At 60.7% G+C, this 25,584-nt stretch carries 22 protein-coding genes; 7 read left to right on the top strand and 15 right to left on the bottom strand.

Going from position 1 to position 25,584, the window contains the following annotated elements; all coding sequences use genetic code 11:
• Positions 1 to 4 precede the first annotated feature (4 nt).
• From RBB49_RS10575 to RBB49_RS10540, 8 genes are all read right to left on the bottom strand, one after another.
• Positions 5 to 1,516, bottom strand: a complete 1,512-nt coding sequence (locus RBB49_RS10575) for a BCCT family transporter (protein WP_306142725.1) — start codon at positions 1,514 to 1,516, stop codon at positions 5 to 7.
• Positions 1,517 to 1,641: 125 nt separating this feature from the next.
• On the bottom strand, positions 1,642 to 2,955 hold the full coding sequence (preA, locus tag RBB49_RS10570) for an NAD-dependent dihydropyrimidine dehydrogenase subunit PreA (RefSeq protein WP_306142724.1): 1,314 nt from the start codon (positions 2,953 to 2,955) through the stop codon (positions 1,642 to 1,644).
• A 36-nt stretch (positions 2,956 to 2,991) separates the two neighbouring features.
• Entirely contained in the window at positions 2,992 to 4,341 is a 1,350-nt protein-coding gene (locus RBB49_RS10565) for an NAD(P)-dependent oxidoreductase (protein WP_306142723.1), read from the bottom strand.
• A 249-nt stretch (positions 4,342 to 4,590) separates the two neighbouring features.
• Positions 4,591 to 4,863: a hypothetical protein gene (locus RBB49_RS10560; RefSeq protein WP_306142722.1), complete on the bottom strand. Its 273-nt coding sequence runs from the start codon at positions 4,861 to 4,863 to the stop codon at positions 4,591 to 4,593.
• Between the two features lie 175 nt (positions 4,864 to 5,038).
• Positions 5,039 to 5,515 carry a cupin domain-containing protein gene (locus RBB49_RS10555; RefSeq protein WP_306142721.1) on the bottom strand — a complete coding sequence of 159 codons (477 nt, stop codon included), beginning with the start codon at positions 5,513 to 5,515 and terminating at the stop codon, positions 5,039 to 5,041.
• Between the two features lie 33 nt (positions 5,516 to 5,548).
• The gene (locus RBB49_RS10550; RefSeq protein ID WP_336623414.1) at positions 5,549 to 7,213 is read right to left on the bottom strand and encodes a CRTAC1 family protein; all 1,665 of its coding nucleotides are present in this window, start codon (positions 7,211 to 7,213) and stop codon (positions 5,549 to 5,551) included.
• Positions 7,210 to 8,637 (bottom strand): di-heme oxidoredictase family protein, encoded by a 1,428-nt coding sequence (locus RBB49_RS10545; protein WP_306142720.1) that lies wholly within the window; start codon positions 8,635 to 8,637, stop codon positions 7,210 to 7,212. Before RBB49_RS10545 ends, RBB49_RS10550 begins: the two co-directional genes overlap by 4 nt.
• Positions 8,634 to 9,899, bottom strand: coding sequence for an ROK family transcriptional regulator (locus RBB49_RS10540; protein ID WP_306142719.1), 1,266 nt, complete (start codon positions 9,897 to 9,899; stop codon positions 8,634 to 8,636). Before RBB49_RS10540 ends, RBB49_RS10545 begins: the two co-directional genes overlap by 4 nt.
• Positions 9,900 to 10,167: 268 nt before the next feature.
• Here RBB49_RS10540 and xylF point away from each other — a divergent pair, with 268 nt between their 5' ends.
• The 5 genes from xylF (at position 10,168) to xylA (ending at position 16,307) form a co-directional block, all read left to right on the top strand.
• Positions 10,168 to 11,199, top strand: coding sequence for a D-xylose ABC transporter substrate-binding protein (xylF, locus tag RBB49_RS10535; RefSeq protein ID WP_306142718.1), 1,032 nt, complete (start codon positions 10,168 to 10,170; stop codon positions 11,197 to 11,199).
• Between the two features lie 125 nt (positions 11,200 to 11,324).
• The gene (locus tag RBB49_RS10530; RefSeq protein WP_306142717.1) at positions 11,325 to 12,620 is read left to right on the top strand and encodes a sugar ABC transporter permease; all 1,296 of its coding nucleotides are present in this window, start codon (positions 11,325 to 11,327) and stop codon (positions 12,618 to 12,620) included.
• Positions 12,621 to 12,644: 24 nt separating this feature from the next.
• Positions 12,645 to 13,412 (top strand): ATP-binding cassette domain-containing protein, encoded by a 768-nt coding sequence (locus RBB49_RS10525; protein ID WP_306142782.1) that lies wholly within the window; start codon positions 12,645 to 12,647, stop codon positions 13,410 to 13,412.
• Positions 13,413 to 13,525: 113 nt separating this feature from the next.
• On the top strand, positions 13,526 to 14,977 hold the full coding sequence (xylB, locus tag RBB49_RS10520; RefSeq protein ID WP_306142714.1) for a xylulokinase: 1,452 nt from the start codon (positions 13,526 to 13,528) through the stop codon (positions 14,975 to 14,977).
• 10 nt (positions 14,978 to 14,987) lie between these two features.
• Positions 14,988 to 16,307 (top strand): xylose isomerase, encoded by a 1,320-nt coding sequence (gene xylA, locus RBB49_RS10515; RefSeq protein ID WP_306142713.1) that lies wholly within the window; start codon positions 14,988 to 14,990, stop codon positions 16,305 to 16,307.
• A gap of 589 nt (positions 16,308 to 16,896) precedes the next feature.
• On the opposite strand, the gene RBB49_RS10510 is transcribed toward xylA, so the two are convergent.
• The 3 genes from RBB49_RS10510 to RBB49_RS10500 all read right to left on the bottom strand — a co-directional run bounded on the left by RBB49_RS10510 (position 16,897) and on the right by RBB49_RS10500 (position 19,215).
• Complete coding sequence (locus RBB49_RS10510) at positions 16,897 to 17,058, bottom strand: DUF2256 domain-containing protein (RefSeq protein WP_306142712.1); 162 nt, start codon at positions 17,056 to 17,058, stop codon at positions 16,897 to 16,899.
• Complete coding sequence (locus RBB49_RS10505; protein WP_306142711.1) at positions 17,055 to 18,614, bottom strand: deoxyribodipyrimidine photo-lyase; 1,560 nt, start codon at positions 18,612 to 18,614, stop codon at positions 17,055 to 17,057. Before RBB49_RS10505 ends, RBB49_RS10510 begins: the two co-directional genes overlap by 4 nt.
• 91 nt (positions 18,615 to 18,705) lie before the next feature.
• Positions 18,706 to 19,215, bottom strand: coding sequence for an MmcB family DNA repair protein (locus RBB49_RS10500; protein ID WP_306142710.1), 510 nt, complete (start codon positions 19,213 to 19,215; stop codon positions 18,706 to 18,708).
• 130 nt (positions 19,216 to 19,345) lie between these two features.
• On the opposite strand from RBB49_RS10500, the gene RBB49_RS10495 reads away from it, so the two are divergent.
• On the top strand, positions 19,346 to 19,831 hold the full coding sequence (locus RBB49_RS10495) for a hypothetical protein (protein ID WP_306142709.1): 486 nt from the start codon (positions 19,346 to 19,348) through the stop codon (positions 19,829 to 19,831).
• Between the two features lie 49 nt (positions 19,832 to 19,880).
• Here the strand turns inward: RBB49_RS10495 and RBB49_RS10490 are convergent, their stop codons facing one another.
• From RBB49_RS10490 to RBB49_RS10475, 4 genes are all read right to left on the bottom strand, one after another.
• The gene (locus tag RBB49_RS10490; protein ID WP_306142708.1) at positions 19,881 to 20,774 is read right to left on the bottom strand and encodes an MBL fold metallo-hydrolase; all 894 of its coding nucleotides are present in this window, start codon (positions 20,772 to 20,774) and stop codon (positions 19,881 to 19,883) included.
• A gap of 11 nt (positions 20,775 to 20,785) precedes the next feature.
• Positions 20,786 to 21,238 (bottom strand): DUF6691 family protein, encoded by a 453-nt coding sequence (locus RBB49_RS10485; RefSeq protein WP_306142707.1) that lies wholly within the window; start codon positions 21,236 to 21,238, stop codon positions 20,786 to 20,788.
• Between the two features lies 1 nt (position 21,239).
• A complete protein-coding gene (locus RBB49_RS10480) occupies positions 21,240 to 21,668 on the bottom strand; it encodes a YeeE/YedE family protein (protein WP_306142706.1) in 429 nt (142 codons plus the stop codon).
• Between the two features lie 164 nt (positions 21,669 to 21,832).
• Positions 21,833 to 23,881 carry a bifunctional DedA family/phosphatase PAP2 family protein gene (locus RBB49_RS10475; protein WP_306142705.1) on the bottom strand — a complete coding sequence of 683 codons (2,049 nt, stop codon included), beginning with the start codon at positions 23,879 to 23,881 and terminating at the stop codon, positions 21,833 to 21,835.
• Between the two features lie 236 nt (positions 23,882 to 24,117).
• Between RBB49_RS10475 and pap the strand changes: the two genes are divergently transcribed.
• Positions 24,118 to 25,584: a polyphosphate:AMP phosphotransferase gene (gene pap / locus RBB49_RS10470; protein WP_306142704.1), complete on the top strand. Its 1,467-nt coding sequence runs from the start codon at positions 24,118 to 24,120 to the stop codon at positions 25,582 to 25,584.

Below are 25,584 nucleotides of genomic sequence, written 5' to 3'. Positions count from 1 at the left end.
GGGATCACCGATCAGCATTGTCCAGCTCCTTCTTGCTGTCCTGCAGGAGTGCCTTTGTCAGGCACACCATCAAAAGCACGGTAATGAACACGAACGGCAGCGCACCGAGCGCGATCAGGGTTTTGACCGCATTCATCGAGCCGGACAGGATCATGGCGGCACCGAGGATTCCCAGCAGCCCACCCCAGATGACCCGGACCTTTGCACTCGGATCTGGATTGCCACCGGTTGAAAACATGCCGAGCACGAAGGCAGCGCTTACCACGCTCGTGACGATGAACAGGAACGCGGCGGCGATTGTCGCAACAGTTGTGAGTGTCGCGAAGGGCAGCCGGTCGAGCAGCGCGAACGTCATGCGCTCGACATTGGTCTGCGTGAGTGCAAGCAGTTCGCCCTGGCCGTTGAGTGTTTCATAGAGGCCGACACCGCCGAAGGCACCGAACCAAATCGTTGAAAACAGCGTCGGCCCGATCAGCACCCCCAACACGAATTCCCGGATCGTGCGGCCCTTTGAAATGCGAGCGACGAACACGCCGACAAACGGTCCCCAGGCGATCCACCAGACCATGTAGGTCAGCGTCCAGTCGCGGAACCACTGTGTGGTCTCGTCACCGAAGAACGTGAAGGTCTGCAGGCCGCGCGGGATCACCTCGGCGACATACATACCAATCCCGCTGACGACCGAGTTGAGCAGAAATTCGGACGGCCCGAGAATGATCGTGTAGGCGACCAGCGCGATCGCAAGGCCCATCGCGATGTTGGAGAGTTTCGCCATGCCGCTGCCGAGATCGACCAGCAGCGGTGGGATATAGGCCGCGATCATGACCAGGAAAACACCCCAGACCAGATAGGATGGCGTTGCCCCGCCTCCGAAAAGAACGGTGACGCCGTCGGCGACCTGAAAGACACCCATGGCAACTGATCCACCGACGCCGATGGCAATCGCGGCGATTGCCATGAAATCGGAAAACCAGCCGACTGCGTTCGCCCATGTTTCTCCCGGAAACAGGTTCTTGACCGGCGCGCTGACCAGCATCGGCGTCCCGCGCCGGAAGCTGAAATAGGCAATCGTCAGTGCGGTTGTGCCGTAGATCGCCCAGGCATGAATACCCCAGTTGAAATTCGAGGCCAGCAGCGCCTGTTCAGCGGCGATCGGGGCCGGGATTGCCTGGCTGGCGAGGTAGTAATGTGTGAGCGGTTCGGCCACGGCCCAGAACAGCAGTCCGACGCCCATTCCCGCAGCAAACAGCATCGCAATCCAGGTGGGCGTCGAATATTCGGGCCTGTCCGTGTCCGCGCCAAGACGGATATCGCCGAATTTCGTTACGGTGAGGCCGAGACAGAACAGCAGCATGATCGTGACCGACAGCATCACGAACCAGCCGCGGCTGATGAAATACTGATCGACGATTTCCTTGGCAATTGACTGCAGGCTGGCAGGATCGGCCACGCCCCAGATACCGATGACGGCGCAAAGGCCGATCGAGGCTGCGAGGAGAACACGCGAATCGTTCATGAAGGCCCACCCTGACTAAACGCAAGCTAGGCTAATGGGACGACCGGCAGACTTCAATCTTGCAACAAACGACAAAGCGCAGGCGAACCGGTGGCTCGCCTGCGCCGTGAACTTGTTGGGTGGATTTATTCCGCCGCGTCCTTGACCGCCATCGGATTGTTCGGATGCGTGGTCCAGTTGGCATAGTCCTTCTCGACCGGTTTCTTCGTGCGCGGGTCGATGCTGCCGGCAGCCATCGGCTCCATGGTGATGCAGTTCTCCACCGGGCAGACATTGACGCACAGGTTACACCCGACGCATTCCTCGTCGATCACCTCGAAGCGGCGCTCGCCGTTGACCATGCTTGTGATCGCCTGGTGCGATGTGTCTTCGCAGGCGATGTGGCAACGCCCGCACTTGATGCAGAGATCCTGATCGATCTTTGCCTTGGCGATGTAGTTCAGGTTGAGAAACTGCCAGTCCGACACATTTGGAACCGCGCTGCCGATGAACTGGTCGACGGACGTGTACCCCTTCCGGTCCATCCAGTCGCTGAGGCCTTCGATCATGTCCTCGACAACCTTGAAACCGTAGGTCATGGCCGCGGTGCAGACCTGAACGGAACCGGCACCGAGCGCCATGAACTCGGCGGCATCCTTCCACTCGGTTACACCGCCAATACCCGAAATCGGCAGCCCGTGTGTCTCTGGATCGCGTGCGATTTCGGCAACCATGTTGAGCGCGATCGGCTTGACCGCGGGGCCGCAATAGCCGCCATGTGCACCCTTGCCGTCGACCGACGGTGACGGCGCCATTTCGTCAAGATCGACACCCATAATGGAGTTGATGGTGTTGATCAGCGAAACCGCGTCGGCACCGCCTTCCTTTGCGGCCCGTGCCGGTTTACGCACATCGGTGATGTTCGGCGTCAGTTTCACGATGCAGGGCATGCGCGAATGTTTTTTGACCCAGCGGGTGACCATCTCGATGTATTCGGGCACCTGGCCTACGGCGGAGCCCATGCCGCGCTCGCTCATCCCGTGCGGACAGCCGAAATTTAGTTCCACGCCGTCGGCTTCCGTTTCCTCGACGCGTTTGAGGATGTCAATCCAGTTCTGCTCCTCGCAGGGCACCATCAGCGACACGACAAGAGCCCGGTCCGGCCAGTCGCGTTTGACCCTCTTGATCTCCTGAAGATTGATCTCAAGGGGGCGGTCCGTGATCAGCTCGATATTGTTGAGGCCGATCAGTTGGCGGTCCTTGCCGTGAATGGCACCGTAGCGCGGGCCGTTGACATTGACGACTGCCGGGTCTTCTCCAAGAGTCTTCCAGACCACGCCACCCCAGCCGGCCTTGAAAGCACGCACGACGTTGTATTCCTTGTCCGTCGGTGGCGCCGAAGCCAGCCAGAACGGATTGGGTGATTTGATTCCGATAAAATCTGTACGAAGGTCAGCCATCTGCTTCTCCTCTCAATTCGAAATGCCGTGCGATGCTCACGCGCTCAACGCGGCGTTGATGCTTTCCGCGGCAACTTTTCCGTCTTCGACGGCGGTGACGGTCAGGTCTTCACCTCCGAGCACGCAGTCGCCACCGGCCCAGACGTCGCCAAGGTTTGTCCTGCGGTCTGCACCGACCACGATCCGGCCCTTTTCAAGAGAAAGCGAGGCGTCGAGATCGTCCTGGACCAGTGTCTGTCCGACGGCCTTGAAAACCATGTCGGCGCGCAGCGACAGGATTTCGCCGGTCCCCTGAAGCGAGCCGTCTTCGCCGGTCGTCGTCCGCTCAAGCTCGATTGAACTGATATGCCCGTCTTCGACCGAAAGCGCATGCGGCTGGGCATTGGTCAGGATCTTCACACCGGAGGTCTGGGCAAGATCCTGTTCGAACTTCGATGCGTTCATGCGGTCCTGGTCACGCCGGTAGACGATCGTCACGTCTTCAGCGCCGAGAAGCTTCTTTTGAACGGCTATATCGACCGCCGTCATGCCTCCGCCGATCACCACCACATGGCGTCCGACCGGCAACCGCCCAAGATCATCGGCCTGCCGGATATCGGAGATGTAGTCGACTGCATTCAGGACGCCGCCGCGGCTTTCGTTGTCCTTGCCGAGCGCGTTGACGCCACCAAGACCGATCGCCAGGAAAACGGCATCATGTGTTGCCCGCAGTTCGGCAAGATCGAGATTGTCGCCCAGACGCATGCCTGTATTCAGGTCGATGCCGCCGATGGTGAGAATGAACTCGACTTCGCGCGCAGCGAAATTGTCGACCGATTTATAGGACGCAATCCCGTATTCGTTCAGCCCGCCGGCCTTGTCGCGGGCGTCGAACAGCGTGACATCGTGGCCGTGGACCGCCAGCCTGTGCGCACAGGAAAGGCCCGCCGGGCCGGCGCCCACGACGGCAACTTTCTTGCCTGTCGAAGCCGCCCGCGTGAATGGCGTTTCGTCATGCCCGGACATGTAGTGATCCGTTGCGTAGCGTTGCAGCTGGCCAATCTTCACCGGTTTGCCTTCAGCGACTTCGCGTACGCAAACCTGCTCACAGAGCGTTTCTGTCGGGCAGACGCGGGCGCACATGCCGCCAAGAATGTTCTGCTCGAAAATCGTCTTGGCCGATCCGTCCGGATTTCCGGTCGAGATCTGGCGGATGAATTGGGGGATGTCGATGCTCGTCGGGCAAGCCTGCATGCAGGGTGCGTCGTAGCAGAAATAGCAGCGGTCGGCTTCAACCTGGGCTTCGTGCGTTTCGAGCAGCGGGTGCAGATCGCTGAAGTTTTCCGCGTATGCATCCTGGTGCAGGCGTCCGGCGGCTATGTCCGGGCCGGCTTTGGTCTGGGTCATGTCGATCTCCGGAAGGTTGGCGATCATGTGTCGGTTTGGCTTCCTTCTTTTGAGGAAGCTCTGGGGGTATTGGGCAAAAATTTGAACAGTTAGTCAAATTTTTTTAGAACAATTATAAACTTGAGAAGAAAAGTCAGAAATAAACCGCTTTGATCACAGGCGGTTAGGGCAATATTTCGACCTGCACACACAGAAGGCATGGAGTCGAAATAGACAAAAATCCAAAGAGAGGGTGAAACGATTTCCAGCTTAAGTCGACGACACCGTTTGGTGCAGCGGCCGCGAAGCGGTCCGGTTTCGCAGGTTGGCGAACGCAAGCGGCACAGCGGCAAGACGGGAGTGCAATAAACGTGCAGCGACGACCAGAAGGCTCACAGGCCAGAACACGGACACGAAAAAGACCCTGGCCAGACGAATATGCGTGTCCTGGAAGTCATCCACCAGATCCGCCGTCAGGAAAATCAGGAACACAAGTGTAACCGCGCCATAGAGAATGGCACCGCCCAGAAAACCGATGATCATTTTGCTACCCACTTTCAGCGGAGCACATTGCAACGCGGGTTCCTGCCCACAGACCCGATTGCAATTGTCCGCCGACCACATTGCACCTTGAAACAATAGCGCGGAATGTGGCCAATGCGCTGAACCGCGGTTTCCCCGCATGGTTCATTTCGGTTTGTTCACAGGAAAGAAAGTTTTATTTCAAGGGCGGACCGAGAAACTCGACCTGCCACGTGCGGCTGAATAGATTGAGCGCATCCGTATCCGGATGCCCTTGCCTCATCACCTCGCCGAGACCGGTAAAAAAGCCCGTTGCATCAAGGGCGGGGCAGATGACGATGAATTGCCGGGCCGGCTTGTCGCTCTCATTGCGGAAGGCGTGTGCGCTGCCGCCCGGGATCGTCACAACGTCCCCTGCTTCGGCGTAAAACCGTTTGCTGTCTATTTCGTAGAGATATCTGCCTTCAAGCACGCGGAAGATTTCCGTTTCCCGGTGGCGATGAAGCGGAGGTCCGAAACCGGGTGCATTCTCGGTCTCGATGATGCTCATGGCACCGTTGCTTTGTCCGGGCGTCATGCGAACCCGCAGCTTCAGTCCGATTTCGGGTATGGCCAGCACGGGCCGATCGTCACCGGTCGTGGCAAATCTGGAGTGAAAGAAGCTGAAGTCCATCGGACGTTCCTTTGGCCCTTGCGCGGACGGCACTCACTCCGGGTACCAGAGCCTGGCCTTTTCCGCGCCGCGCTCGATAATCACGTGACCGTTGGCAAAGACGCGGTAGGCGTGGCTCCAGTCGCCGTCCGGCCACTTGATCCTGATATTTGCTCTTTCCGCGACACCCAGGCCGAAATGGACAAACCCCATCTGCCCGGAGGCGTGTCCGCCTCCAACCTGAATGTCCTTTACCACTGTACGGTTGCCGGTCTTGACGCTGATTTTCGCGCCAACCGCGCGCGTGTTGACCTTGCCTGGTTGACGGACGTCGATGGCAAGCCAGTTGCCGAGCGGGCGTGGGGAGGCTTGCGTTCCCAGTCCGAGATTGCGGAACAGGCTGACCGGTGCGGCCCTGTTGACCACCACGAGATCGAGCAGACCGTCTGAATTGAAGTCGGCCAGTCCTGCACCGCGTCCCCTGCGGTCCAGGCCGATGCCGGCAAGATCGCCTGCTTCGACAAATTTTCCGGTCCATTGACCGATCAGGAGATTGTCCGGATCGAAAGCCGCGAAATCCGGCATTGCCTCGACATTGCCCTTTGCAATGAAGAGATCCCACAGTCCGTCATTGTTGACGTCCTGAAACTCCGAGTGCCAGCCGGTCGAGGGTTTCAGATCCTCGCCGGAATAGGGGCGGTGCGCGGTGACGCCGAGGTCGAAGGCGATATCCTGGTAGACGGGAACGGTTTCATCCGTTTCCACATCCAGTTTCTGAAGCTTTGTGTCGCCCATGCTGGTGAGCGCGTATTCCGGAAAACCGTCCACATCCAGATCGACGGAGGCGATGCCCATGCCCCAGATTTTCAGGTGCTGCCAGCCGTCCGTCTTGCGGTACGGGCGCGGCGGACGGTTCGAAGGAACGGCCCAGAGCTGTTCCTGGCCGCCGCGGTAATAGTGGCGATCGTTTGAGACCCGCAAGGACGGTTCCCCGGACCGATTCCAGTCGGTGAAGAGGATCGATAGTGCACAGTAGCCGGGGGAAAGGCGTACGGGCTCCGGATAGGAAAGTGCACTGTTGCCGTCCTGTTCCGGACGGAACAGGAAATTGTCGTGACAGGTGCCCCAGGGCGCGCCGGGCTGCGAGCGATCCACGTAGTTTCCGAAGGCAAGTGTCGGAAAATCGAGCCCGGCTTCATAGGTTGCCGAAAAGGCGGTTGTCCATTCGCGTCCGCCCTGGAACGCAAGCGCCCGGTTGGCGACTTCGAATGTGCAGTCGCCCTTTCCCTTCAACAGGAGGTTTTCGCCCAGCCGCAGGAGAACCAGATCGAGGATGTCGTCATTGTCGAGATCGAGCGGATAGGCTCCGAGCACTTTTGTCATGCTCTTGCCGTCAACCTGGGTGTCGACGGGTGTGAATTGAAACGCGCCGCCGGTCGGGCTCTGGTTCATGAAAAGCTGAGCAGGATTTTTGCCCCCGGCCACGAAGAGATCCGGCCGCCGGTCGCCGTTGCAGTCGAAGATCGCGGAACCGCCGCCGACGAAATACTCCCATGCGCCGTCGTAGCTGTGGTCGATTCCTGCCCGTTGCGCTTCTTCGGCAAACTGCGGAACAGGGGCAGCGGACGCTTGCGTGTCGTCTGCCCTGGAGGGGAGTGTCATCACCGTGCAGGCGGTGAGCGCCAGAAAGGCCCTGAGTCGAAAACCAGCGCGGTTCATGGTGCGATCTCCAGGCTGCGCAGAAACGCGATCACCGATTGCCGTTCGCTTTCGGCAAGACCGGCATAGGCGTCGCGGCTGGCCTTTGCAGCCCCGCCATGCGCCAGGATGGCCTCGTCAAGCGTGGTAAGATCACCGCGATGCCCGTAGGGCGCCGTACTGCCGATGCCCCAAAGCTCAGCCGTGATTAAGACATCCCTCGCCACGAATCTCTGCGCCAGCAGTTCGTTGCCGAACGTATCGTTCTGCGCATCCGCGATCCGGTGGCGCTTGAGGTCGCCGAAAAGAGGAACCAGTACCCGCCCTTCGTCATCCCTTGGCAGTGACTGCACCCAGTCGAGGGATGCAAGATCGAGGGCAAGCGGTTCGTCCATGTCGCTCTGGCGGAGTGTTCCGGCGGTGTCGTAGGGCCCGGGGTCGTGGAAGACCAGTGAGTCCAGTGGCAGGGCGGGCTTGTGGCACGCGGCGCATCCGATCTCGCCGAATGTGCGCTCGCCCTTTGCGCCGGCGCTCTTCCAGATCTCGGGCAGATCTTCCCTGCGCGTCGGTGCCGGTAACGTAGCCTGCCAAGCCACAAGCGCGGAAATCTGCCCGGCCGACATCTCGGCGGTGAACCCGTCGGCGTCGAAGTCGTCGGTACCGGTCCACATCGGGCCGAACCGCTCGCTCGGCTGGATCCCGTGATGCGCATTCATGGCGTTGACGGTGAACTGGCGCAGCGAGGCAAACACGCCCTTCTGGCTGAAGGGCCGGATTGTCAGGTCATCATCGACACCGTCAAGCGCGGCAACATCCAGCGTGCCGTCAGGATAGGCGGTGATGCTGCCGAATGAAACATCCTTGGTGGCGAGCGGAACCGTTTCCGGCTCGCCGCTGGCACGCGCCGTCTTCAACGCCTCCCGTCGTTGCGCGCGAAGCTCGCGCGTCATTTCCCGCGCAAGCAGTTCGATCAGGCCGGCACCCTGGATCGCGTTGGTATTGCGCTCGTTTGAAAACTGCGGGTCGATCGTATCGAAATCCGCGCTTTCAAAGCCCTCCGATACGAACACGTTGGCCGTGAACGACCCGGCACCTCCGACAACCGGTTCGTTGTGGCACGATGCACATGCATTGGCATCGGGTCCGGCAAGCCGCTGGAACGTGAGATGTGACTGGCGGCGGACCTTGGTTGGAACGATGGCCCCGGTCGCATCCGGGCGGCCTGCTCCGTCAAGGCTGGTGAACTTGGCGGAGAAGAGATGTTCCCCGAGCGGTTGCAGCACGGGGATGGGGTCCTGGCCGGATCTTGCCAGCTGGTTGATGTCGATGTCTTCTTGGATCGCCTTTTCGCTCCAGGGCGGAAGGTCAGGGTCCGCCTGAGCAGGCACGTGCCAGATCAGCCCGGCAAGGGCCGCCGTCAAGGCAAGTCTCGATGGGCCCGTCACGCCGATACCTCCTGGCTGTCTGTGCGTCCGGTCGTCGTGCCGCGCGACGAGGCCTTGCCTAGAAAATCCTTGTCCAGACGCTCCATCGATTGCGCGATCAGGCCGCTGCGAATGAAGTCCTCGTTCCACGGCATGACATCAAGCGAGAAATTGTTCCGCAGATCCGCAACAAGCGCTTCTTCAAGCCCATCCCACATCGACTTTTCCATGTAGGAAAAGGCACGGACGGCCGCTCCAGTGAGAACCAGCCGTTTTGGATCAATCATCGCGATGACCCGGGCAATTCCGAAGCCGAGGACCCGGCCTGCATCCTGAAAGGCCCTGAGGGCATCCTGGTCACCGTTGCCCGCGCGCTCCAGAAGCTGCGCGAGGCCGCGCACCCCTGCTTTTATGCTGACCGGGTCGGTGTCTTCGGGAAGGTGGCTTGCGGCCCGGATCAGGGCATAGTCCGACAGGTAGGCTTCCAGGCAGCCGCGTTTGCCGCAGCGGCACAGGGCGCCCCCCGGGATGTGATTCGCGTGACCGAACTCGGCCGCGGTTCCGCTGGCGCCGGAGAACAGCTGGTTATTGAGATAGAGCCCCATGCCGACCCCGTAATCCAGCATGATCACGGCAAAGGTGCCGCTGTAGCGGTTGGGGTCCGACCAATGCAGGGCCTCGGTTATCATGTTGGTGTCGTTGGAAATGTAACACTCGGCGCCAAACGCGTCCTGCAGTGGCGCGACCACCGGAATACCGCGCCCGGCAAAGGCCGGGCTCCAGGCAACCTGTCCCGTTTCCGTCTCGACAACCCCCTGCGCCGCGACACCGATCTCGCAGACATGGGCAGGATCGACCCCTGCCTCGTCGAGGAACCCCCGGATTGCCACAATGAAGGTTTGCGGAAAACTGGTTGCGTCCGCGGACGTGCTGTCGAACTTGATCCGCCTGTCCAGGACGACTTCGCCCGCAAAATTGACCAGCGAAAGGTCGATATTGTTCACCGAAAGGCGTGCGCAGATGATGAAAACGGCTCCTGGAGACAGTTTCAGGAGGGTTCTCGGGCGTCCGCGCGCCTGCGGCGCCTTGGGTTCTTCGCTCTCCAGACTGACGATCAGTCCCTGATCCAGAAGATCGGAGGTGATCGCGGTCACGGTTGCGGGGCTCAGGCGGGTGATCTGGCCGAGATCGATCCGCGCCATCGGACCGCTTCTGCGCAGCGCCTGGAGTACAATACTTCGATTTTGCCGCCGGATCTGGTCCCGGTCCGCCTTGCGTGTCATGCTCGCTCAGCTCTTCCTAAGATGTTTCCTCTGCCCCGGGTTTCTCCCGGTTTTTCTCTGTTTCGCCGACAATTTATAGCCTCTTCGAACAGAGTTTTGCAAAACCATGTTGACAGGAGCAACGCTTTCCTGCAACTTTTTTTCGGGCACCAAAAAAAATAACAACAAGGCTGTCCCATATGCGGCACTGCAACAAAGTGCCGGCTGACCAAGTGCATTTTTCGGCTCGGCTGACACGCATGCCGGGCCAACTGGAGGAAACATCGCGATGCGTAAAATTACCACTTTGCTGGCGGGCGCCCTTTTGTCCGCGACCGCTCTTACCGCCGCCCAGGCAGATGACATTGTTGTCGGCGTGAGCTGGTCGAATTTCCAGGAAGAACGCTGGAAGACCGACGAAGCAGCCATCAAGGGCGCTCTGGATGCGGCCGGTGCGAAATACATTTCCGCCGATGCGCAGAGCTCTTCCGCCAAGCAGCTCTCCGACGTTGAAGCTCTGATCGCACAGGGCGCAACGGCGCTGATCATCCTGGCGCAGGACGCACAGGCAATCGGCCCGGCTGTCCAGGCTGCCGCCGATGAAGGCATCCCGGTCGTAGGCTACGACCGCCTGATCGACGACTCCCGCGCCTTCTACCTGACTTTCGACAACGTCGAAGTCGGCCGCATGCAGGCCGCTGCTGTTCTCGCAGCGCAGCCGAAGGGCAACTACGTCATGATCAAGGGGTCCCCGACCGATCCGAACGCGGACTTCCTCCGCGGCGGTCAGCAGGAAGTCCTGCAGGCAGCGCTTGATTCCGGCGACATCAAGATTGTCGGCGAGGCCTATACCGACGGCTGGCTGCCGGCGAACGCACAGCGCAACATGGAGCAGATCCTGACGGCAAACGACAACGGTGTCGATGCCGTGGTTGCCTCCAACGACGGCACTGCCGGCGGTGTTGTGGCCGCATTGACCGCACAGGGCATGGAAGGCATTCCGGTCTCCGGCCAGGATGGCGACCACGCTGCCCTGAACCGCGTTGCCAAGGGCACGCAGACCGTGTCCGTCTGGAAGGACGCGCGTGAACTCGGCAAGGCTGCCGGTGAAATCGCCGTCGCTCTTGCCGGCGGTTCGGAAATGTCGGCCGTTGACGGTGCCGGCAGCTGGACGTCACCCGGTGGCACGGAATTGACCGCCAAGTTCCTTGCGCCGCTTCCGATCACAAAGGACAACCTGAGCGCTGTTGTCGATGCAGGCTGGATCTCCAAGGAAGATCTGTGTCAGGGCGTGTCCGGCGGACCGGCTCCCTGTAACTGATAGACTTGCCGAAAGCGCGGCCCCGGACGTAGGATCGGGGCCGCAAATGGCTGGGCGCGGCTGAAGAGCGCCCCGGGCAGACCACCCGGCAAACGCGAACTGGTCTCCAAGCAGGAGTTACCTTTATGTCCGACACCGCTCTGCCCGGCTCAAACCGCCCGGCGGCCCGAAACTTGTTTGCGGCACTGCAGCTCGACACGCGGCTATTGGGAATGATCGGGGCCTTTGTTGTCCTTTGCCTCGTTTTCAACGTGTTCACCGACGGCCGCTTCCTGACGCCGCGCAATATCTTCAATCTGACGATCCAGACCGTCTCCGTCGCCATCATGGCGACAGGCATGGTGTTTGTTATCGTCACCCGTCACATTGATCTGTCGGTTGGTTCCCTTCTGGCAACCGTTGCCGCCGTCATGGCGGTGGTGCAGACCGATCTCCTGGCGCATCCGGATGTGCTCGGGCTTGGTCATCCGGCGATCTGGGTTCTTGCACTGATTGCCGGGATCTGTGTCGGCGTTGCGATCGGGGCCTTCCAGGGCTGGATGATCGGCTACCTCGGCATTCCGGCCTTCATCGTCACGCTTGGCGGTCTGCTGGTCTGGCGGAACGTGGCCTGGTTCATCACGTCCGGCCAGACAATCGGCCCGTTGAACGAGACCTTCACGATGCTCGGCGGCATCGGCGGAACAATGGGCGAGACCGCCTCCTGGGTCTTCGGTCTTCTAGCGGTCGGCATCGTGTTGTGGCTGCAGGTCGCTTCGCGCCGCCGCCGCGCCTCGCATGGCTTTCCGGTCAAACCCGTATGGGCCGAGCTTGTCCTTGGCGCAATCACGACGGTTGCCATACTCGGTTTTGTCGCGATCCTGAACGCCTATCACATACCGCAGGCGCGCCTGAAACGGATGTTCGAGGCTGTTGGTGAAACCATGCCTGAAGGGCTTGAGGTCGGCTACGGCATTCCCTATTCGGTCGTGCTCCTGATCCTCGTGGCGGTGGCCATGACGGTTGTTGCCCGCCGGACGCGCCTGGGCCGGTACATCTTCGCAACGGGTGGCAACCCGGATGCGGCAGAGCTTTCGGGCATCAACACGCGTTTCCTGACAGTCAAGATCTTCGCGATCATGGGCGGCCTGTGCGCGCTCGCCGGGGCCGTTGCTTCCGCCCGCCTCGGGTTTTCGACCAACGATATCGGCACACTCGATGAGCTCCGCGTGATCGCGGCGGCCGTGATCGGCGGGACGGCGCTCGCAGGTGGCGTCGGCACGATCTACGGCGCGATCCTCGGGGCCCTGATCATGCAGTCGCTGCAATCCGGCATGGCAATGGTCGGCGTTGACGCACCGCTTCAGAACATCGTGGTCGGCGTCGTTCTGGTCGTGGCCGTTCTGGTCGACATCATCTACCGCAAACGCACGGGAGAGTAAGACATGGCAACACCTCTCGTAGAAATGAAGGACATGTGCATCTCCTTTGGCGGGGTGCACGCCGTCGATCACGTCACGGTCGATCTTTTCCCGGGTGAAGTCGTTGGCCTTCTGGGCCACAACGGCGCGGGCAAGTCGACCTTGATCAAGATCCTGTCCGGAGCCTACAAGGCGGACAGCGGCCAGATCCTGATCAATGGCGAGGAGGCGCATATCCACTCGCCGAGGGATGCCCGCTCCTACAACATCGAGACGATCTACCAGACGCTTGCTCTGGCGGACAATCTCGATGCGGCTTCGAACCTCTTCCTCGGCCGTGAGCTGACGACGCCCTTCGGGTTCGTGGATGACGATGCCATGGAAGCGGAAACCCGCAAGATCATGGGCAAGCTCAACCCCAACTTCAAGAAGTTCCACGCACCGGTGAAGGCCCTGTCCGGCGGTCAGCGCCAGTCGGTTGCCATTGCGCGCGCGGTCTACTTCAATGCCAAGATCCTGATCATGGACGAACCCACCGCGGCGCTCGGCGTGCACGAGACGCAGATGGTGGCGGAACTGATCGAGGAGCTGAAGAAGCAGGGGCTCGGCATTTTCCTGATCAGCCACGACATTCATGATGTCTTCGCTCTCTGCGACCGCCTTGCCGTGATGAAAAACGGTCAGCTGGTGGGCACCGCGAAAACAACGGACGTCACGGACGATGACGTCCTGGGCATGATCATTCTCGGCAAGTGCCCTCCCGGCGCAACGCCGGGTCCCGGCGCTCTTGTGGAAGAAGAAGCAGCAAGCTAAACCGGACCAGTCTGCGCAGAAGCGCGCAGACTGGTTGCATTCATGTATTTTGGAGCCGTGACCTCATGTCGGGGACCGGCTTTCCTTTGGGCGAATTCTGAGGAACGCACCTCATGTTTATCGGTCTCGACGTCGGCACAAGTTCCGTCAAAGCCATTCTGCTCGGGGAGGATCAATCCCTGATCGCCTCGGCGACCTCTGACCTAACGGTCGAGCGCCCGCATCCCGGCTGGTCCGAACAGGATCCCGACAGCTGGTGGCGCGCCTGCGAAAACGTGCTTGATGCCCTGAAAGTTGAGGCTCCTGATGCGCTGGCAGCGGTCAGGGGCATCGGTCTCTCCGGGCATATGCACGGCGCTGTGTTGCTTGACCGCGAAGGCCGGCCCCTGCGCCCCTGCATCTTGTGGAATGACGGCCGCTCGGGCAAGCAGTGCGAGGAACTCACACGCAGCGAACCGAAATTCCAGACCCTCGGCGGCAATCTTGTCATGCCCGGTTTCACCGCTCCCAAGCTGCAGTGGGTTCGCGAAAACGAACCTGAGGTCTTCGCCAAGACGGAGATGGTCCTCCTTCCCAAGGACTATGTGCGCTTCAAGCTGACCGGCGACTATGTGGGCGACATGTCCGACAGTGCCGGAACGCTGTGGCTGGATGTCGCCAGGCGCGACTGGAGCGACGACTTGCTCGCCGCAACCGGTCTCGACCGCAGCAAAATGCCCCGGCTCGTGGAAGGCTCGGAGAGCTCCGGAACGCTGAAACCGGATCTGAGTGCGCGTTGGGGGTTTGCGACGCCGCCGGTGGTCGCGGGTGGCGGTGGCGACAACGCGGCATCTGCCTGCGGCGTCGGCGCGGTCGATCCCGGGTCCGCATTCGTTTCGCTCGGAACCTCCGGTGTCCTGTTCGTGACCAATGACCGGTTTTCCCCGAATGTCGGTGGTGCGGTTCATGCCTTCTGCCACGCCGTGCCGCAAACCTGGCACCAGATGGGCGTGATCCTCTCGGCGACGGACAGTCTCAACTGGCTTTCCGGTATCGTGAAGAAATCGCCGGGCGAGCTGACACAGGCGCTTGGACGCGTGTCCGGTCCATCCGCGGTATCGTTCCTTCCCTACCTTGGCGGTGAACGCACGCCGCACAACGACGTCGATATACGTGCCGGGTTCGCCGGCATCTCGCACGAGACCGATGACGCCGTGCTGACCCATGCCGTTCTCGACGGGGTCGCCTTCGCGCTGAAGGACTGTCTGGATGCGCTGAGCGTGGCTGGTACGAAAATTGATCGCGTGCTTGCCGTGGGCGGCGGATCGAGGTCGCAGACGTGGCTGGAGATTATTGCCAGTCTCCTGAATGTGACCGTTGATGTGCCGGTGGATGGCGATTTCGGTGCATCACTGGGCGCCGCGCGCCTCGGGCAGGCCGCCGCAAACGGCTCAACGGACGGGATATTCGGCAAACCGGCGCTCAAGACGAGCATAGATCCGGTCCCAGCCTTAAACGAACACTATGCCGAGGCCTACGGGCGCTGGCGCAAACTTTACCCGGCATTCAAGCAAGCCGGCTTCTGAGGAGCAAGACATGAGCACTGGGTTCTTTGGCGATCTGCAGCCTATTCAATATTCCGGACCAGACAGCCGCGATCCGCTGACCTACCGGCACTACAACAAGGACGAGGTCGTTCTTGGCAAGCGGATGGAAGACCATCTGCGCCTTGCCGTCTGCTACTGGCACAATTTCTGCTGGCCGGGCGGTGACCCGTTCGGCGGTGAAACCTTCATGCGTCCGTGGATGGCCCCGGGCGGTGATCCGATGGATCAGGCCCGGTTCAAGGCGGATGTCGCCTTCGAAATGTTCCAGATCCTCGGAATGCCGTTTTTCACCTTCCACGACCGTGACATTGCACCGGAAGGCGCGACGCTGGCCGAAAGCAATGCCAACGTGAATGCCATTGCCGATATCTTCGAAGCAAAGATGGCCGACACGGGCATCGGTCTGCTCTGGGGAACGGCAAACATGTTCTCCAACCGCCGGTTCATGGGCGGTGCCGCGACCAACCCGGATCCGGACGTCTTCGCCTACGCCGCTGCCCAGGTGAAGAACGCCATGGACGTCACCTATCGCCTGAAGGGTCAGAACTACGTGCTCTGGGGTGGCCGCGAAGGCTACGAGACGCTTCTCAACACCAATGCCAAACAGGAGCTTGATCAGCTCGGCCGGTTCCTCAACATGGTCGTGGAATACAAGCACAAGATCGGCTTCACCGGCACCATCCTGATCGAGCCGAAGCCGCAGGAACCGAGCAAGCACCAGTACGACTACGATGTTGCGACGGTCTACGGTTTCCTCCAGGCTTATGGCCTTGAAAACGAAGTCAAGATGAACATCGAGCAGGGCCATGCGATCCTGGCCGGCCATTCCTTCGAGCATGAACTGCACATGGCGCGTTCCTTCGGAATTCTGGGATCCGTCGACATGAACCGGAACGACTACCAGTGCGGCTGGGACACTGACCATTTCGGCATGAACGTGCCTGAGCTGGCACTTGCCTATTACGAGATCCTGATGGACGGCGGTTTCACCACGGGCGGCACCAACTTCGATGCCAAGCTGCGCCGCCAGTCGCTGGACCCGGTCGACCTGATCCAGGCCCATGTCGGATCGGCGGACGCCATCGCGCGCGGCCTCAAGGCAGCGGCAGCCATGATCGAGGACGGCCGGTTGAAGGGCTTCGTCGACGATCGCTACCAGGGCTGGCAAAAACCGGAAAACGCGGAAATCCTGAACGGCGGCTCGTCGCTTGAGGCCCTGGCGGACCGTGTCCACGGAGCCGATCTGGAGCCTCAGCCGAAATCCGGCCGTCAGGAATATCTGGAAAGCCTCGTGAACCTGTTCGTCTGACGTCTCACACCACCCCGGTTTGCCGCTCTCGCGGCAAATCGGGATGCCGCTGTGACAAATCGGGAATACCGCAGCACAGGTCATGCCACGGCATGACTCTGTTGCCCGGGTTACCTCTTCCGGTTGCTCTCGAACCGGGAAGGTCATCGAGTGGTGCTGCAACGGCATGGATGCCATGGTCGAGCCATGGCATGACCGCGTGTGATTATTTTGCGTTGGACACCTCTCTAACCGGTAGTCATTGCAGGGCTTGACCCTGCAATCCATGCCGTTTGCATTTCGATTTAGCCCGGGGTGGTTCTCGTAAGGCGATCCTCTGTCAATGAGTTGTCATTCCGGCTGAAGCGCAGCGGAAGGCCGCAAGCCAGTACCCTCTTGTTTCTCCGCTTTCCTCCAACCGCCAGCCATACGGCGTACTGGATCCCGGTCTTGCCGCTTACGCACCAAACCGGGACGACAAACAACAAGAACAAATCCGTATCCCGGCTTTGCGTCAGACCGAAACATGGCGCTCGCTCTCGAACCGGGAAGGTCATCGAATGGTGCTGCGGCGGCATGGATGCCAAGGTGGAAGATCGCTCTCAGCCATTCACGCCGTGGGTGGCTTTTGCTGTCCGCGCTGGCGCCGGCACCTGCCTGAGCAGAACCGCACGTCGTCCCAGACCCGCTCCCATTTCTTGCGCCAGGTGAACGGACGTCCGCAGGCCGGACAGGTCTTTTGCGGCAAGTCGGATTTCTTGCGCATCTTCATGTTGGGATCTCGAAGAGGTCTGCCTGGTCGGACGAGCGGTTCCGGCGCGTGCGGCGGCGCGTGCGCTCCTGCCCGCGCATGGCTATGCCGCTTTTTCGGCTACCGTGTTTCTCCTGGATGTCCGCAGATTTGCCGCGAAAGGCCTGTCCTTTCCGGATGGCCCAGACCTTCTCGCGTGCCTCCTTTGCCGCGCTCAGGTAATCGACAATCGGGAAGGGGTAGGATTTCCCAAGGATTTTCCCTGCGCCGTCCGCCTTCCAGGGTTCATGAACATTCTGGCCGTCCAGGTTCGCAAGTTCCGGGACCCACATGCGCACGAAGGTGCCGTCGGGGTCCTGGTCAAGGCCCTGTTTCACCGGATTGTAGATGCGGATCGTGTTGATGCCGGTAGTCCCGGATTGCATTTGCACCTGCGGCCAGTGAATGCCGGGCTCATAATCGGTGAAGAGCCGTGCCAGGTGCTCACCGGGTGCGCGCCAGTCGAGCCAGAGGTGGTAGCTGGAAACCGCAATCAGCATGGCCCGCATGCGAAAATTCATCCAGCCTGTGTCTCTCAGGCAGCGCATGCAGGCGTCAACGAATGGCAGGCCGGTTTCGCCTGCCTCCCAGGCTCTGAGGCGCGTCAGGTCCGGCGCGGACGGACGCAATCCGTCATAGGCACCGTGCAGATTGTGATGCTCCAGACGTGTCTCATCTTCGAGTTTCTGCATGAAATGGCAATGCCAGTGCAGACGGCCGGAGAACGACCGCATGGAAGCTTGCCAGGTGCTGCGGCCGGGAAACAGGCTTTCCTTCAACTGGCGCTGCCGTGCCCAGGCCGCCTGCGCGGTCTCGCGCATCGACAGAGTGCCGAACGTCAGGTGGGGAGACAGTCTTGAACAGGCATTGAAAGCGCGCACGGGTGTCGACATGGCGGCGCGGTAGGTCTTGCCGCGGGAGAACAGAAAGCTCTCCAGCGTGGACAGGGCCTTGGTGCGGCCGCCGCTTTGGCGTCCGGGACAGGGGTCATCGGCTAGTCCAAGCTCGCCGGGAGCTGGAACGTTGCCCGGATCAATCCCTGTGAGCGGTGTCAGCTGCGGCGGTTCAACCGGCGCCTCGGCCATGAAGGTGTCCCATTTGCGGGCCCAGCCATCGCGGTTTTTCAACCCGCGCAGGACACCTGTCTGCCGGCATTCGGTCCATGCGATGCCCTTCGAACGGCACCACCCGGCAACGCGCTTGTCGCGCTCGAACGTCCAGGCATTGCCGGTTTCCTCGTGGGACCAGAGTCTTTCGATCGGACGTTCCCTGGAGAGCGCCCCCAGAATGTCGGTCACGTCACCGGTTCGGATAATCAGGGTCTGACCGAGGCGGGCGAGGTCCTGCCGCAGGTCTTCAAGGCACTCCGCAAGGAAAGAAAAATGCCGTCCCGAGGCGTCCGGCTGCCGCCAGAAGTCCGGTTCGAAGACATAGAGCGGAAGAACGGGCCCGCCGCGCAGGCTGGCGCGTTTGAGGGGAGCGTGATCCTGTACGCGAAGATCTTTTTTGAACCAGACGACCTGCATGTCTGCGACCACGATTGCATCCGCCTAAGGTGAGTTGCGACATTCCTTCTACGCACAGCTAGAACAACGGATCGCCGGCTGATTTCCCGTGGCGCCCAGGCAGTCAAAGGCCTTCGAAAAAGCGCTTCCCGTCCGGGTCGGAAAGATCGTGCAGCCGGTTCGCGGCGTGGCGGGCAAAGCGATGGGTCACCGACTTTCGTGTCGCCGCGGCCAGCTTGTGTTCCGGAGCGTCGCGCAGGATCTCCGCTCCGAACCCGTCCGAGACGATAAGACCGGCCTCTTCCGGAAAGATATCAAGCGGCACATCGGGGTGGGTTGCAAAAAACAGCCGGTCGCAGTGTTGCCGGTAGTCCGGCCATTTGTTGTCCGCGCGGAAGTCGGCGACCGAAGACTTGACCTCGACAATCCAGAGCTGGTGTTTCGGGCCGAGCGCAAGCAGGTCGGCCCGCCGGGAAGAGGCGAGCGTAACTTCCGGCAGGCAGGAAAAGTCGAGCTGGCGCATCAGCCGGGCGGTTCCGCGCCAGACCTTGAGAGCCGTTTCCGACTGGCGGCCGTCGACGAGGGGATCGTCCAGCTGGAGGCGTCCGGCCGCAGGTTTCGTTTCCTGTGTCATGCGGAATTTGTTCCATCTTTGTTCACATTTTGCAAGAGCTGTGTTTTAAACAGGGCGTGACCCGGCACTTTGACTGTTTCCGGATACGGGCCACGTGGGTATGCTGGTGACAGTCAGGCCAGGAGGGGCAATGTATTTGAGATATCTTGGGCGGGGCGTGCTCCTTGCCGCACTGCTGACTTTGCCATCGGCAACCGGCTTCGCGGCCAAGGGAGATCTGAAGGTTCAGGTTCCCAAATCCGCGCCTTTGCTGCAAGGACGGACGCTCGATCTGCGCTTTGCCGATTTCGCGCAAGGTATCTGGGTCCGGGATCTGAGCGATTGCCCACCGCAGAGTATCGACCGGAGCGCGCCGGGCAGTGCGCTCGCGATTTATCGCGGCCTCTGGGAAATGCCGGACCGTATCTGCCAGGTCTATGGAGCCGAGCTTGGTGGCAGGGACACCCAACGTGCAGCGATCAATTGCCTGCTGAACAGCGGCGCGGAGTCGATCGAACTTGTCACGGTACAGCCGCGCGGAACGGGCGGTCTCCTGGTTCAGGAGGGCGAGCGTCCACCGGTCCGGTTCCGCTTTTGCGAGAAGATCACGCCGGTGCTGAAGGCAGCAGACGAATAAGCCTTCGGCAAGGCCGCGATTGCAGTGAGCTTCGTCCGCTTAGCGACGCTCAAAGCGCGTTCACAGGCACTTTCAGGAAGGTCTTTCCGCTGTCATCGGCAGGCGGCAGCTTGCCTGCGCGCATGTTGACCTGGATGGACGGAATGATGAGCTTGGGCATGGAGAGCTGGGCATCGCGTTCGGTGCGGAACTTCACGAACTCTTCCCGGGTCTTGCCGCCGCCGACATGGATGTTGTGGGTCTTTTCGTCGCCAACGGTCGTTTCCCACTGAATGTCCCGCCCGTTCGGGCCGTAGTCGTGACACATGAACAGGCGCATGTCCTCCGGCAGGGACAGGACCTTCTGGATGGAATCGTACAGCATCGCCGCGTCGCCGCCGGGGAAATCCGCGCGCGCCGAACCGCCATCGGGCATGAACAGCGTATCGCCGGCAAAGGCGGCGTTGCCCATCACGTGCACCATGCAGGCCGGCGTGTGGCCGGGTGTGGCCATGGCAAAGGCGGTCATCTCTCCGATCCGGTAGGTGTCGCCGTCCTGAAACAGCCGGTCGAACTGGCTGCCGTCGCGCTGGAATTCCGTGCCCTCGTTGAAAACCTTGCCGAAGGTTTCCTGGATGACGGTGATCTGGTCGCCGATACCCAGTTTGCCGCCAAGTTTCTGCTGGATGTAGGGCGCTCCGGAGAGATGGTCGGCATGGACATGTGTTTCGATCAGCCATTCGAGCTCAAGCCCGTTTTCCTCGATATAGGCGATGATCTCGTTTGCGTTGTCATAGGTGATGCGGCCGGCTGCGATATCGATATCCATGACGCTGTCGACGACGGCGCAGGCCTTTGAGGACGGATCCCTGACCACGTAGCTGATCGTGTTTGTCGCCGGATCGAAGAACGCCTTCACATCGGGCCTTATGTCCATGTCGACGGGGTAATTGGAACCCGGCATGTCTCTCTCCTTCAAGCGCTTGCAGGTTGCCCGCTGGAAACCAGTCGGCTTGTCCACCGTGCCGCGAGCATGCCGGCGGCAATGGCTGCTGCGGTGAGAAGCGGCCCGGTCAATCCGATCCCAAGCCCGATTCCAAGCACCGGCACAAGTCCTCCCGGGCAGAAACCGCTCATGCCCCAGCCGATGCCGAAGACCGCGGACCCCCCGAGAAGTTTCATGTCGAGATCCTGCCGGGTCGGCAGGGAGAACCCTGTTGCAAACAGCGGTTCGTGCATCCGGAAAACCAGCCGGTAGCCGATCGCGGTGACCACAAGCGCGCCGCCCATCACAAAGGCAAGGCTTGGGTCCCAGGTCCCGGCAACGTCGAAGAAATTCAGAACCTTGGCCGGATTGCCCATGCCGGAAACCAGAATTCCGGTGCCGAAAACGAGACCAATGGCAAAGGCGGAAAGAACTCTGAGCATATCAGCCTCCAATTACGTGCCGGATCAGGAAAACGGTGACGCCCGCCGTTGCCATGAAGGTCAGCGTGGCAACGATTGACCGGATCGAAAGGCGCGACATGCCGCAGACACCATGTCCGCTGGTGCAGCCGGACCCGAAGGTGACCCCGGCCCCGATCAGAAATCCGCCGGCGATCAGAAGCGTGGGCGACGATGGTACGCTGATTTCAGGAAGCCGGCCCGTCAGCCCGAGAAAGACCAGCGGGCTGAGCACCATCCCGGCGGCGAAAGCTGCCCGCCAGGCCCAGTCCTGGTTCAGCTTGAGCGTCAGAAGGCCGTTGACGACGCCGCTGATACCGGCAATGCGGCCAAGCGTTGCCATCAGGGCGACCGCGGCGAACCCGATCAGGAGACCTCCTGCCAGGCTTTGAAGAGGCGTGAATTCAGTCATGTCCTGCCCTTTTAATCTTATATTTTCGAATATATGAATATATTGGCTTGGGTTCAAGTCCTTTTCAGGCTTGGCGGCGGGCAGCCGGAGCGCCAGGGACGGGTCGAATGTTTGCTGGGTACGCCCCGAGCGGCGAAACTGCCGCTTGCAAGCTGATCAGCAGCCTACTGTTTCGGTCCGGCTTTCTGGGTATCCGTCCCGGCGGAGTGGGGCCGGTCGATGAGACCCAGGATGACCTTGGTACCGTCCGCGCGTGTTTTGGCGATAGCGCCGGGGATTTGCAGCGCCGGGTTTTCCGAATCGGGGGGAGAAAAAAGATCTGTTCTTGGGCCGGAGAACTCGCCCATCGGTCTGAGGATGTTCTCGTGAACAACGCTTCCGAGGAACAGCGGCTGCAGGCTGCCATCGTCGTAGACCTGGTAAAGGCTCGGCCATAGCCGTAGCACCCAGCGCCCGCCTTTTTCCTCATCCAGGTCCTTGTGGATGAGAACAAGATCCGGCTGCCGGCCGTTCTGGGTTCTCGGCAGGATGGGCAGCGAGTCCGGCGGTGTCTGACCTTCGACAAAGCCGCCCGCCGTTGTCAGGTTCCACTTCGGCGGGATCTGCCAGCCGTCCTTTTCCGCGACCGCGGCAAATGCGTCCAGGGGTCCGGCATACTGGATCACGAGCGGTTCCTCGCGGTCACCATTGAGTTCGATGCGCCTGTCCGGAAGCGACCGCCATTCCCCGTCGCGCCACTTGGATGCCGTCAGCATTTCGGTGTGGACCCTCGGCTGATAGGTTATGAGCGCCTGATTGAATGCTGACCAGATATGCCAGCCGCCGAAGATGGTCAGTGTGGTGACGACAAGCGCGGCGAGCGTCGCCCGCCCGATTTTCTCGTTGTGGATCGGACCGAAGACAAAGGCAAAGGCGGACACCATCGCGGTTCCGAACAACAGGCCGGCGAGCACGTCCGACATCCAGTGCGCGCCGAGGTAGATCCGCGAGAAACCGATGGTGATGACAAGCGTTGCGGACACCGTGAACACGGTCGCCTTGAGCCAGCGGTTGAGATCATGCGCGATCAGAACAGCGCTGATACCGAAGAGAACGGCGGTCAACGTGGCGTGACCGCTCGGAAAGCTGTAGGCATCGGCGCCGGCGTAGAGTTCGATCGGACGGGAGCGGTGCAGGATGAGCTTGAACAGCGGTACAAACATGGCTGTCCCGGCCATGGCGATGATGAAGCCGATGCCCCGCCGCCACGCCTTGCGGCCAAAGAGATAGGCCGCGACGACGACGGTCACCGCCGTGACGACGACACCGTCTCCCAGCATGGTAAAGAAGACCATGATCTTGTCGCCGGCCGTGGATCGCACACTGTCGAAGAAGTTCAGGATCGCCAGGTCCGCGCGCACCATCGGCTCGCCCGGCGATACTTCTCCAACGATCCAGAAAAACGCCGGCATTGTAATCAGCAGCAGGATGGCGGACGCAAGCATGCCCGCGGAGCGCGGATGCGCCGGATCGAAATTGCGCGCGATCCACTGGGAGACCCGGCCCGGCCGTTTCGCAAACCAGGACACGATCGCGGCATGTGCATTTGGAAAGAGCGGCAGGATGATCAGGATAAGCCAGCGCCCGAGCATCACGATGAGGAAGATGATCAGGAGCAGCGCGCCGAGGACAAGGGCAAGCCGCCCGCTGATCTGACCGATCGCATTGAGCGCGGACCCGGCAATGATGCCCGGACCCATATGGGCAATCGTCCAGGCAAAGGCGGATGTCACGTTCACCACCGAAAAACGGGTGAAATTCATGCCGGCCATCCCGGCAATTCCGGGAACCACGGACTTGACGCCCGGCACGAAACGGCCAAAGAACACGCTCTTTCCGCCGTGGCGCTCGAAGAATTTTTCACCGCTGACGATCATGTGCTCGTACTTGTTCAGCGGCCACATGCTCTTGATCTTGTCCTTGAAGCGGTAGCCGATCCAGTAGGAGATGGCATCGCCCGCCGTCGCCCCGAGTGTTGTCCAGATGAAAAGCGGCACCGGATCGAGCTTTCCAAGACCCACAAGGGTTCCCGCACCAACCAGAACAACGGTCGTTGGCACGAACAGCCCGATGATAAAAAGCGCTTCCCCCATGGCGGCAAGAAAACAGATCAGACCCGCCAGCCCCGGGTTTTCGGCAATGAAGGTCAGAACGGGGTCTATAAAGTCTGTCACGGACGCCTGTCAGTCTGACTGAAAATCAACATCTTGAAGCTTGTCTGTCTTTCCGGTCCCGATTTCAACATGGAATCGCTCACGGAAAAACATCCGCTGTCTCATATAAGTGCCGCTCTTCACAACCAACAGTAAAAAGTGCCGTTGCCGGTATTCAGGCCAGGATTGATTTGCGCATGGCCTTTTGGCGTCGGCTGGGACAAGATGCTCCCCGTACGCTTTTTCTGGAGCCGCCGATGTTCGAATCTGCCCGCCTGCCGCAAAAAATGACCAAAAAGGAGTTCAAGAAGCTGGAACCTGAACTCAGGGAACAGCTTCTGGCAGCCCAACTGCCGATGATCGAAAAGCAGCCCTTTTCGACGCTGATCCTTGTGGACGGTCTTGATGGCGCCGGCAAGGGCGAGGCAGTGGCCCGGCTTTATGGCTGGATGGACGCCCGGCACCTGGTCTGCAACGCCTATGGCGAACCCACCGACGAAGCCCGTCTTCGTCCACCGCTGTGGCGCTACTGGCGCGACCTGCCCGCAAAGGGCGAAACGGCAATCGTGTTCGGAAGCTGGTATCAGGCCGTCCTGAGAGACTGGATCTACAAGAAAATAGATGAAGACGCCTTCGAGAAGGCACTTGTGCGCATTCGCAGGTTCGAGGAGATGCTGTCCAAAGAGGACATCCTTATCCTGAAATTCTGGTTCTACCTGCCGAAGGACGTGCAGAAGGAACGCTTGAAGAACATTGAAAAGAAAAACAGCGCGCGCCACGTGCTCGCGGACTGGGCGGCACTCAAGCATCACAAGAAGGCAAGCGAGGCCGGCGAAAAGATCGTCCTGGAGACAAGCAAGGGATATGCGCCCTGGTTCGTCATTCCCTCGCAGGACGCCGAGTATCGCGATGCGGCCCTGGCACAGACGGTCGCCCGCAACATGAGCCTGAAACTGGAGGACGGCGAGGCGGAATCCATTGCCGCGCCGCCGGTTGTCGGTGGCATCCAAAAGGAATCCGCCGTCGACAACATCGACCTGACGGCGTCTCTCGACAAACCGGAATACGAGCAAAAACGGCGGGAGTACCAGGACCGGCTATCGGAGCTTTCCGATCGCAAGTCCATGTCGAAGACCGGCGTGGTTCTGGTGTTTCAGGGCAATGATGCCGCCGGCAAGGGCGGCGCGATCCGCCGTGTGATCCGGCCGCTTGACCCGCGCATCTACAAGGTGCATCCGATTTCCGCCCCGTCGGACGAGGAAAAGGCACGGCCGTACCTGTGGCGCTTCTGGCGCCGCGTGCCGCGCAAGGGGCATTTCGCCTTCTTCGACCGTTCCTGGTACGAACGTGTTCTGGTTGAAAGGGTCGAGGGGTTCGCCGGACACGACGACTGGCTCCGGGCCTACAACGAAATCAACGAGTTCGAGCAGGAACTCACTGATTTCGGTTACATCGTCTGCAAGTTCTGGCTTGCGATTTCAGAAGACGAGCAGCTCAGGCGTTTCAAGGCCAGGGAAGACACGGCCTACAAGCAGCACAAGATCACCGATGAGGATTGGCGCAACCGGCTGAAATGGGACCAGTATGCGATAGCGGCTGGCGACATGGTCGACCGGACCTCGACCCACTACGCGCCCTGGACACTGGTGTCCTCCGAAAACAAGCGTCATGCGCGCATCGAGGTGCTCAAGACGATTTGCGAGCGTCTTGAGGAAAAGCTCTGA

Source organism: Roseibium sp. MMSF_3412 (genome assembly GCF_030733265.1).
Taxonomy (GTDB): Bacteria; Pseudomonadota; Alphaproteobacteria; order Rhizobiales; family Stappiaceae; genus Roseibium.
Note: the sequence above shows the minus strand (reverse complement) of the source record. Positions and strands in the feature narration are given on the sequence as shown.

Bases quoted from the DNA above. Each gene is read 5' to 3' on its own strand.
- pap (WP_306142704.1), top strand. From the start codon at position 24,118: ATGTTCGAATCTGCCCGCCTGCCGCAAAAAATGACCAAAAAGGAGTTC.
- RBB49_RS10525 (WP_306142782.1), top strand. From the start codon at position 12,645: ATGAAGGACATGTGCATCTCCTTTGGCGGGGTGCACGCCGTCGATCAC.
- RBB49_RS10490 (WP_306142708.1), bottom strand. From the start codon at position 20,774: ATGCCGGGTTCCAATTACCCCGTCGACATGGACATAAGGCCCGATGTG.
- xylF (WP_306142718.1), top strand. From the start codon at position 10,168: ATGCGTAAAATTACCACTTTGCTGGCGGGCGCCCTTTTGTCCGCGACC.
- RBB49_RS10495 (WP_306142709.1), top strand. From the start codon at position 19,346: ATGTATTTGAGATATCTTGGGCGGGGCGTGCTCCTTGCCGCACTGCTG.
- RBB49_RS10480 (WP_306142706.1), bottom strand. From the start codon at position 21,668: ATGACTGAATTCACGCCTCTTCAAAGCCTGGCAGGAGGTCTCCTGATC.
- RBB49_RS10530 (WP_306142717.1), top strand. From the start codon at position 11,325: ATGTCCGACACCGCTCTGCCCGGCTCAAACCGCCCGGCGGCCCGAAAC.
- preA (WP_306142724.1), bottom strand. From the start codon at position 2,955: ATGGCTGACCTTCGTACAGATTTTATCGGAATCAAATCACCCAATCCG.
- RBB49_RS10560 (WP_306142722.1), bottom strand. From the start codon at position 4,863: ATGATCATCGGTTTTCTGGGCGGTGCCATTCTCTATGGCGCGGTTACA.
- RBB49_RS10510 (WP_306142712.1), bottom strand. From the start codon at position 17,058: ATGAAGATGCGCAAGAAATCCGACTTGCCGCAAAAGACCTGTCCGGCC.
- RBB49_RS10550 (WP_336623414.1), bottom strand. From the start codon at position 7,213: ATGAACCGCGCTGGTTTTCGACTCAGGGCCTTTCTGGCGCTCACCGCC.
- RBB49_RS10485 (WP_306142707.1), bottom strand. From the start codon at position 21,238: ATGCTCAGAGTTCTTTCCGCCTTTGCCATTGGTCTCGTTTTCGGCACC.
- RBB49_RS10575 (WP_306142725.1), bottom strand. From the start codon at position 1,516: ATGAACGATTCGCGTGTTCTCCTCGCAGCCTCGATCGGCCTTTGCGCC.
- RBB49_RS10555 (WP_306142721.1), bottom strand. From the start codon at position 5,515: ATGGACTTCAGCTTCTTTCACTCCAGATTTGCCACGACCGGTGACGAT.
- RBB49_RS10540 (WP_306142719.1), bottom strand. From the start codon at position 9,899: ATGACACGCAAGGCGGACCGGGACCAGATCCGGCGGCAAAATCGAAGT.
- xylB (WP_306142714.1), top strand. From the start codon at position 13,526: ATGTTTATCGGTCTCGACGTCGGCACAAGTTCCGTCAAAGCCATTCTG.
- RBB49_RS10500 (WP_306142710.1), bottom strand. From the start codon at position 19,215: ATGACACAGGAAACGAAACCTGCGGCCGGACGCCTCCAGCTGGACGAT.
- xylA (WP_306142713.1), top strand. From the start codon at position 14,988: ATGAGCACTGGGTTCTTTGGCGATCTGCAGCCTATTCAATATTCCGGA.
- RBB49_RS10565 (WP_306142723.1), bottom strand. From the start codon at position 4,341: ATGACCCAGACCAAAGCCGGCCCGGACATAGCCGCCGGACGCCTGCAC.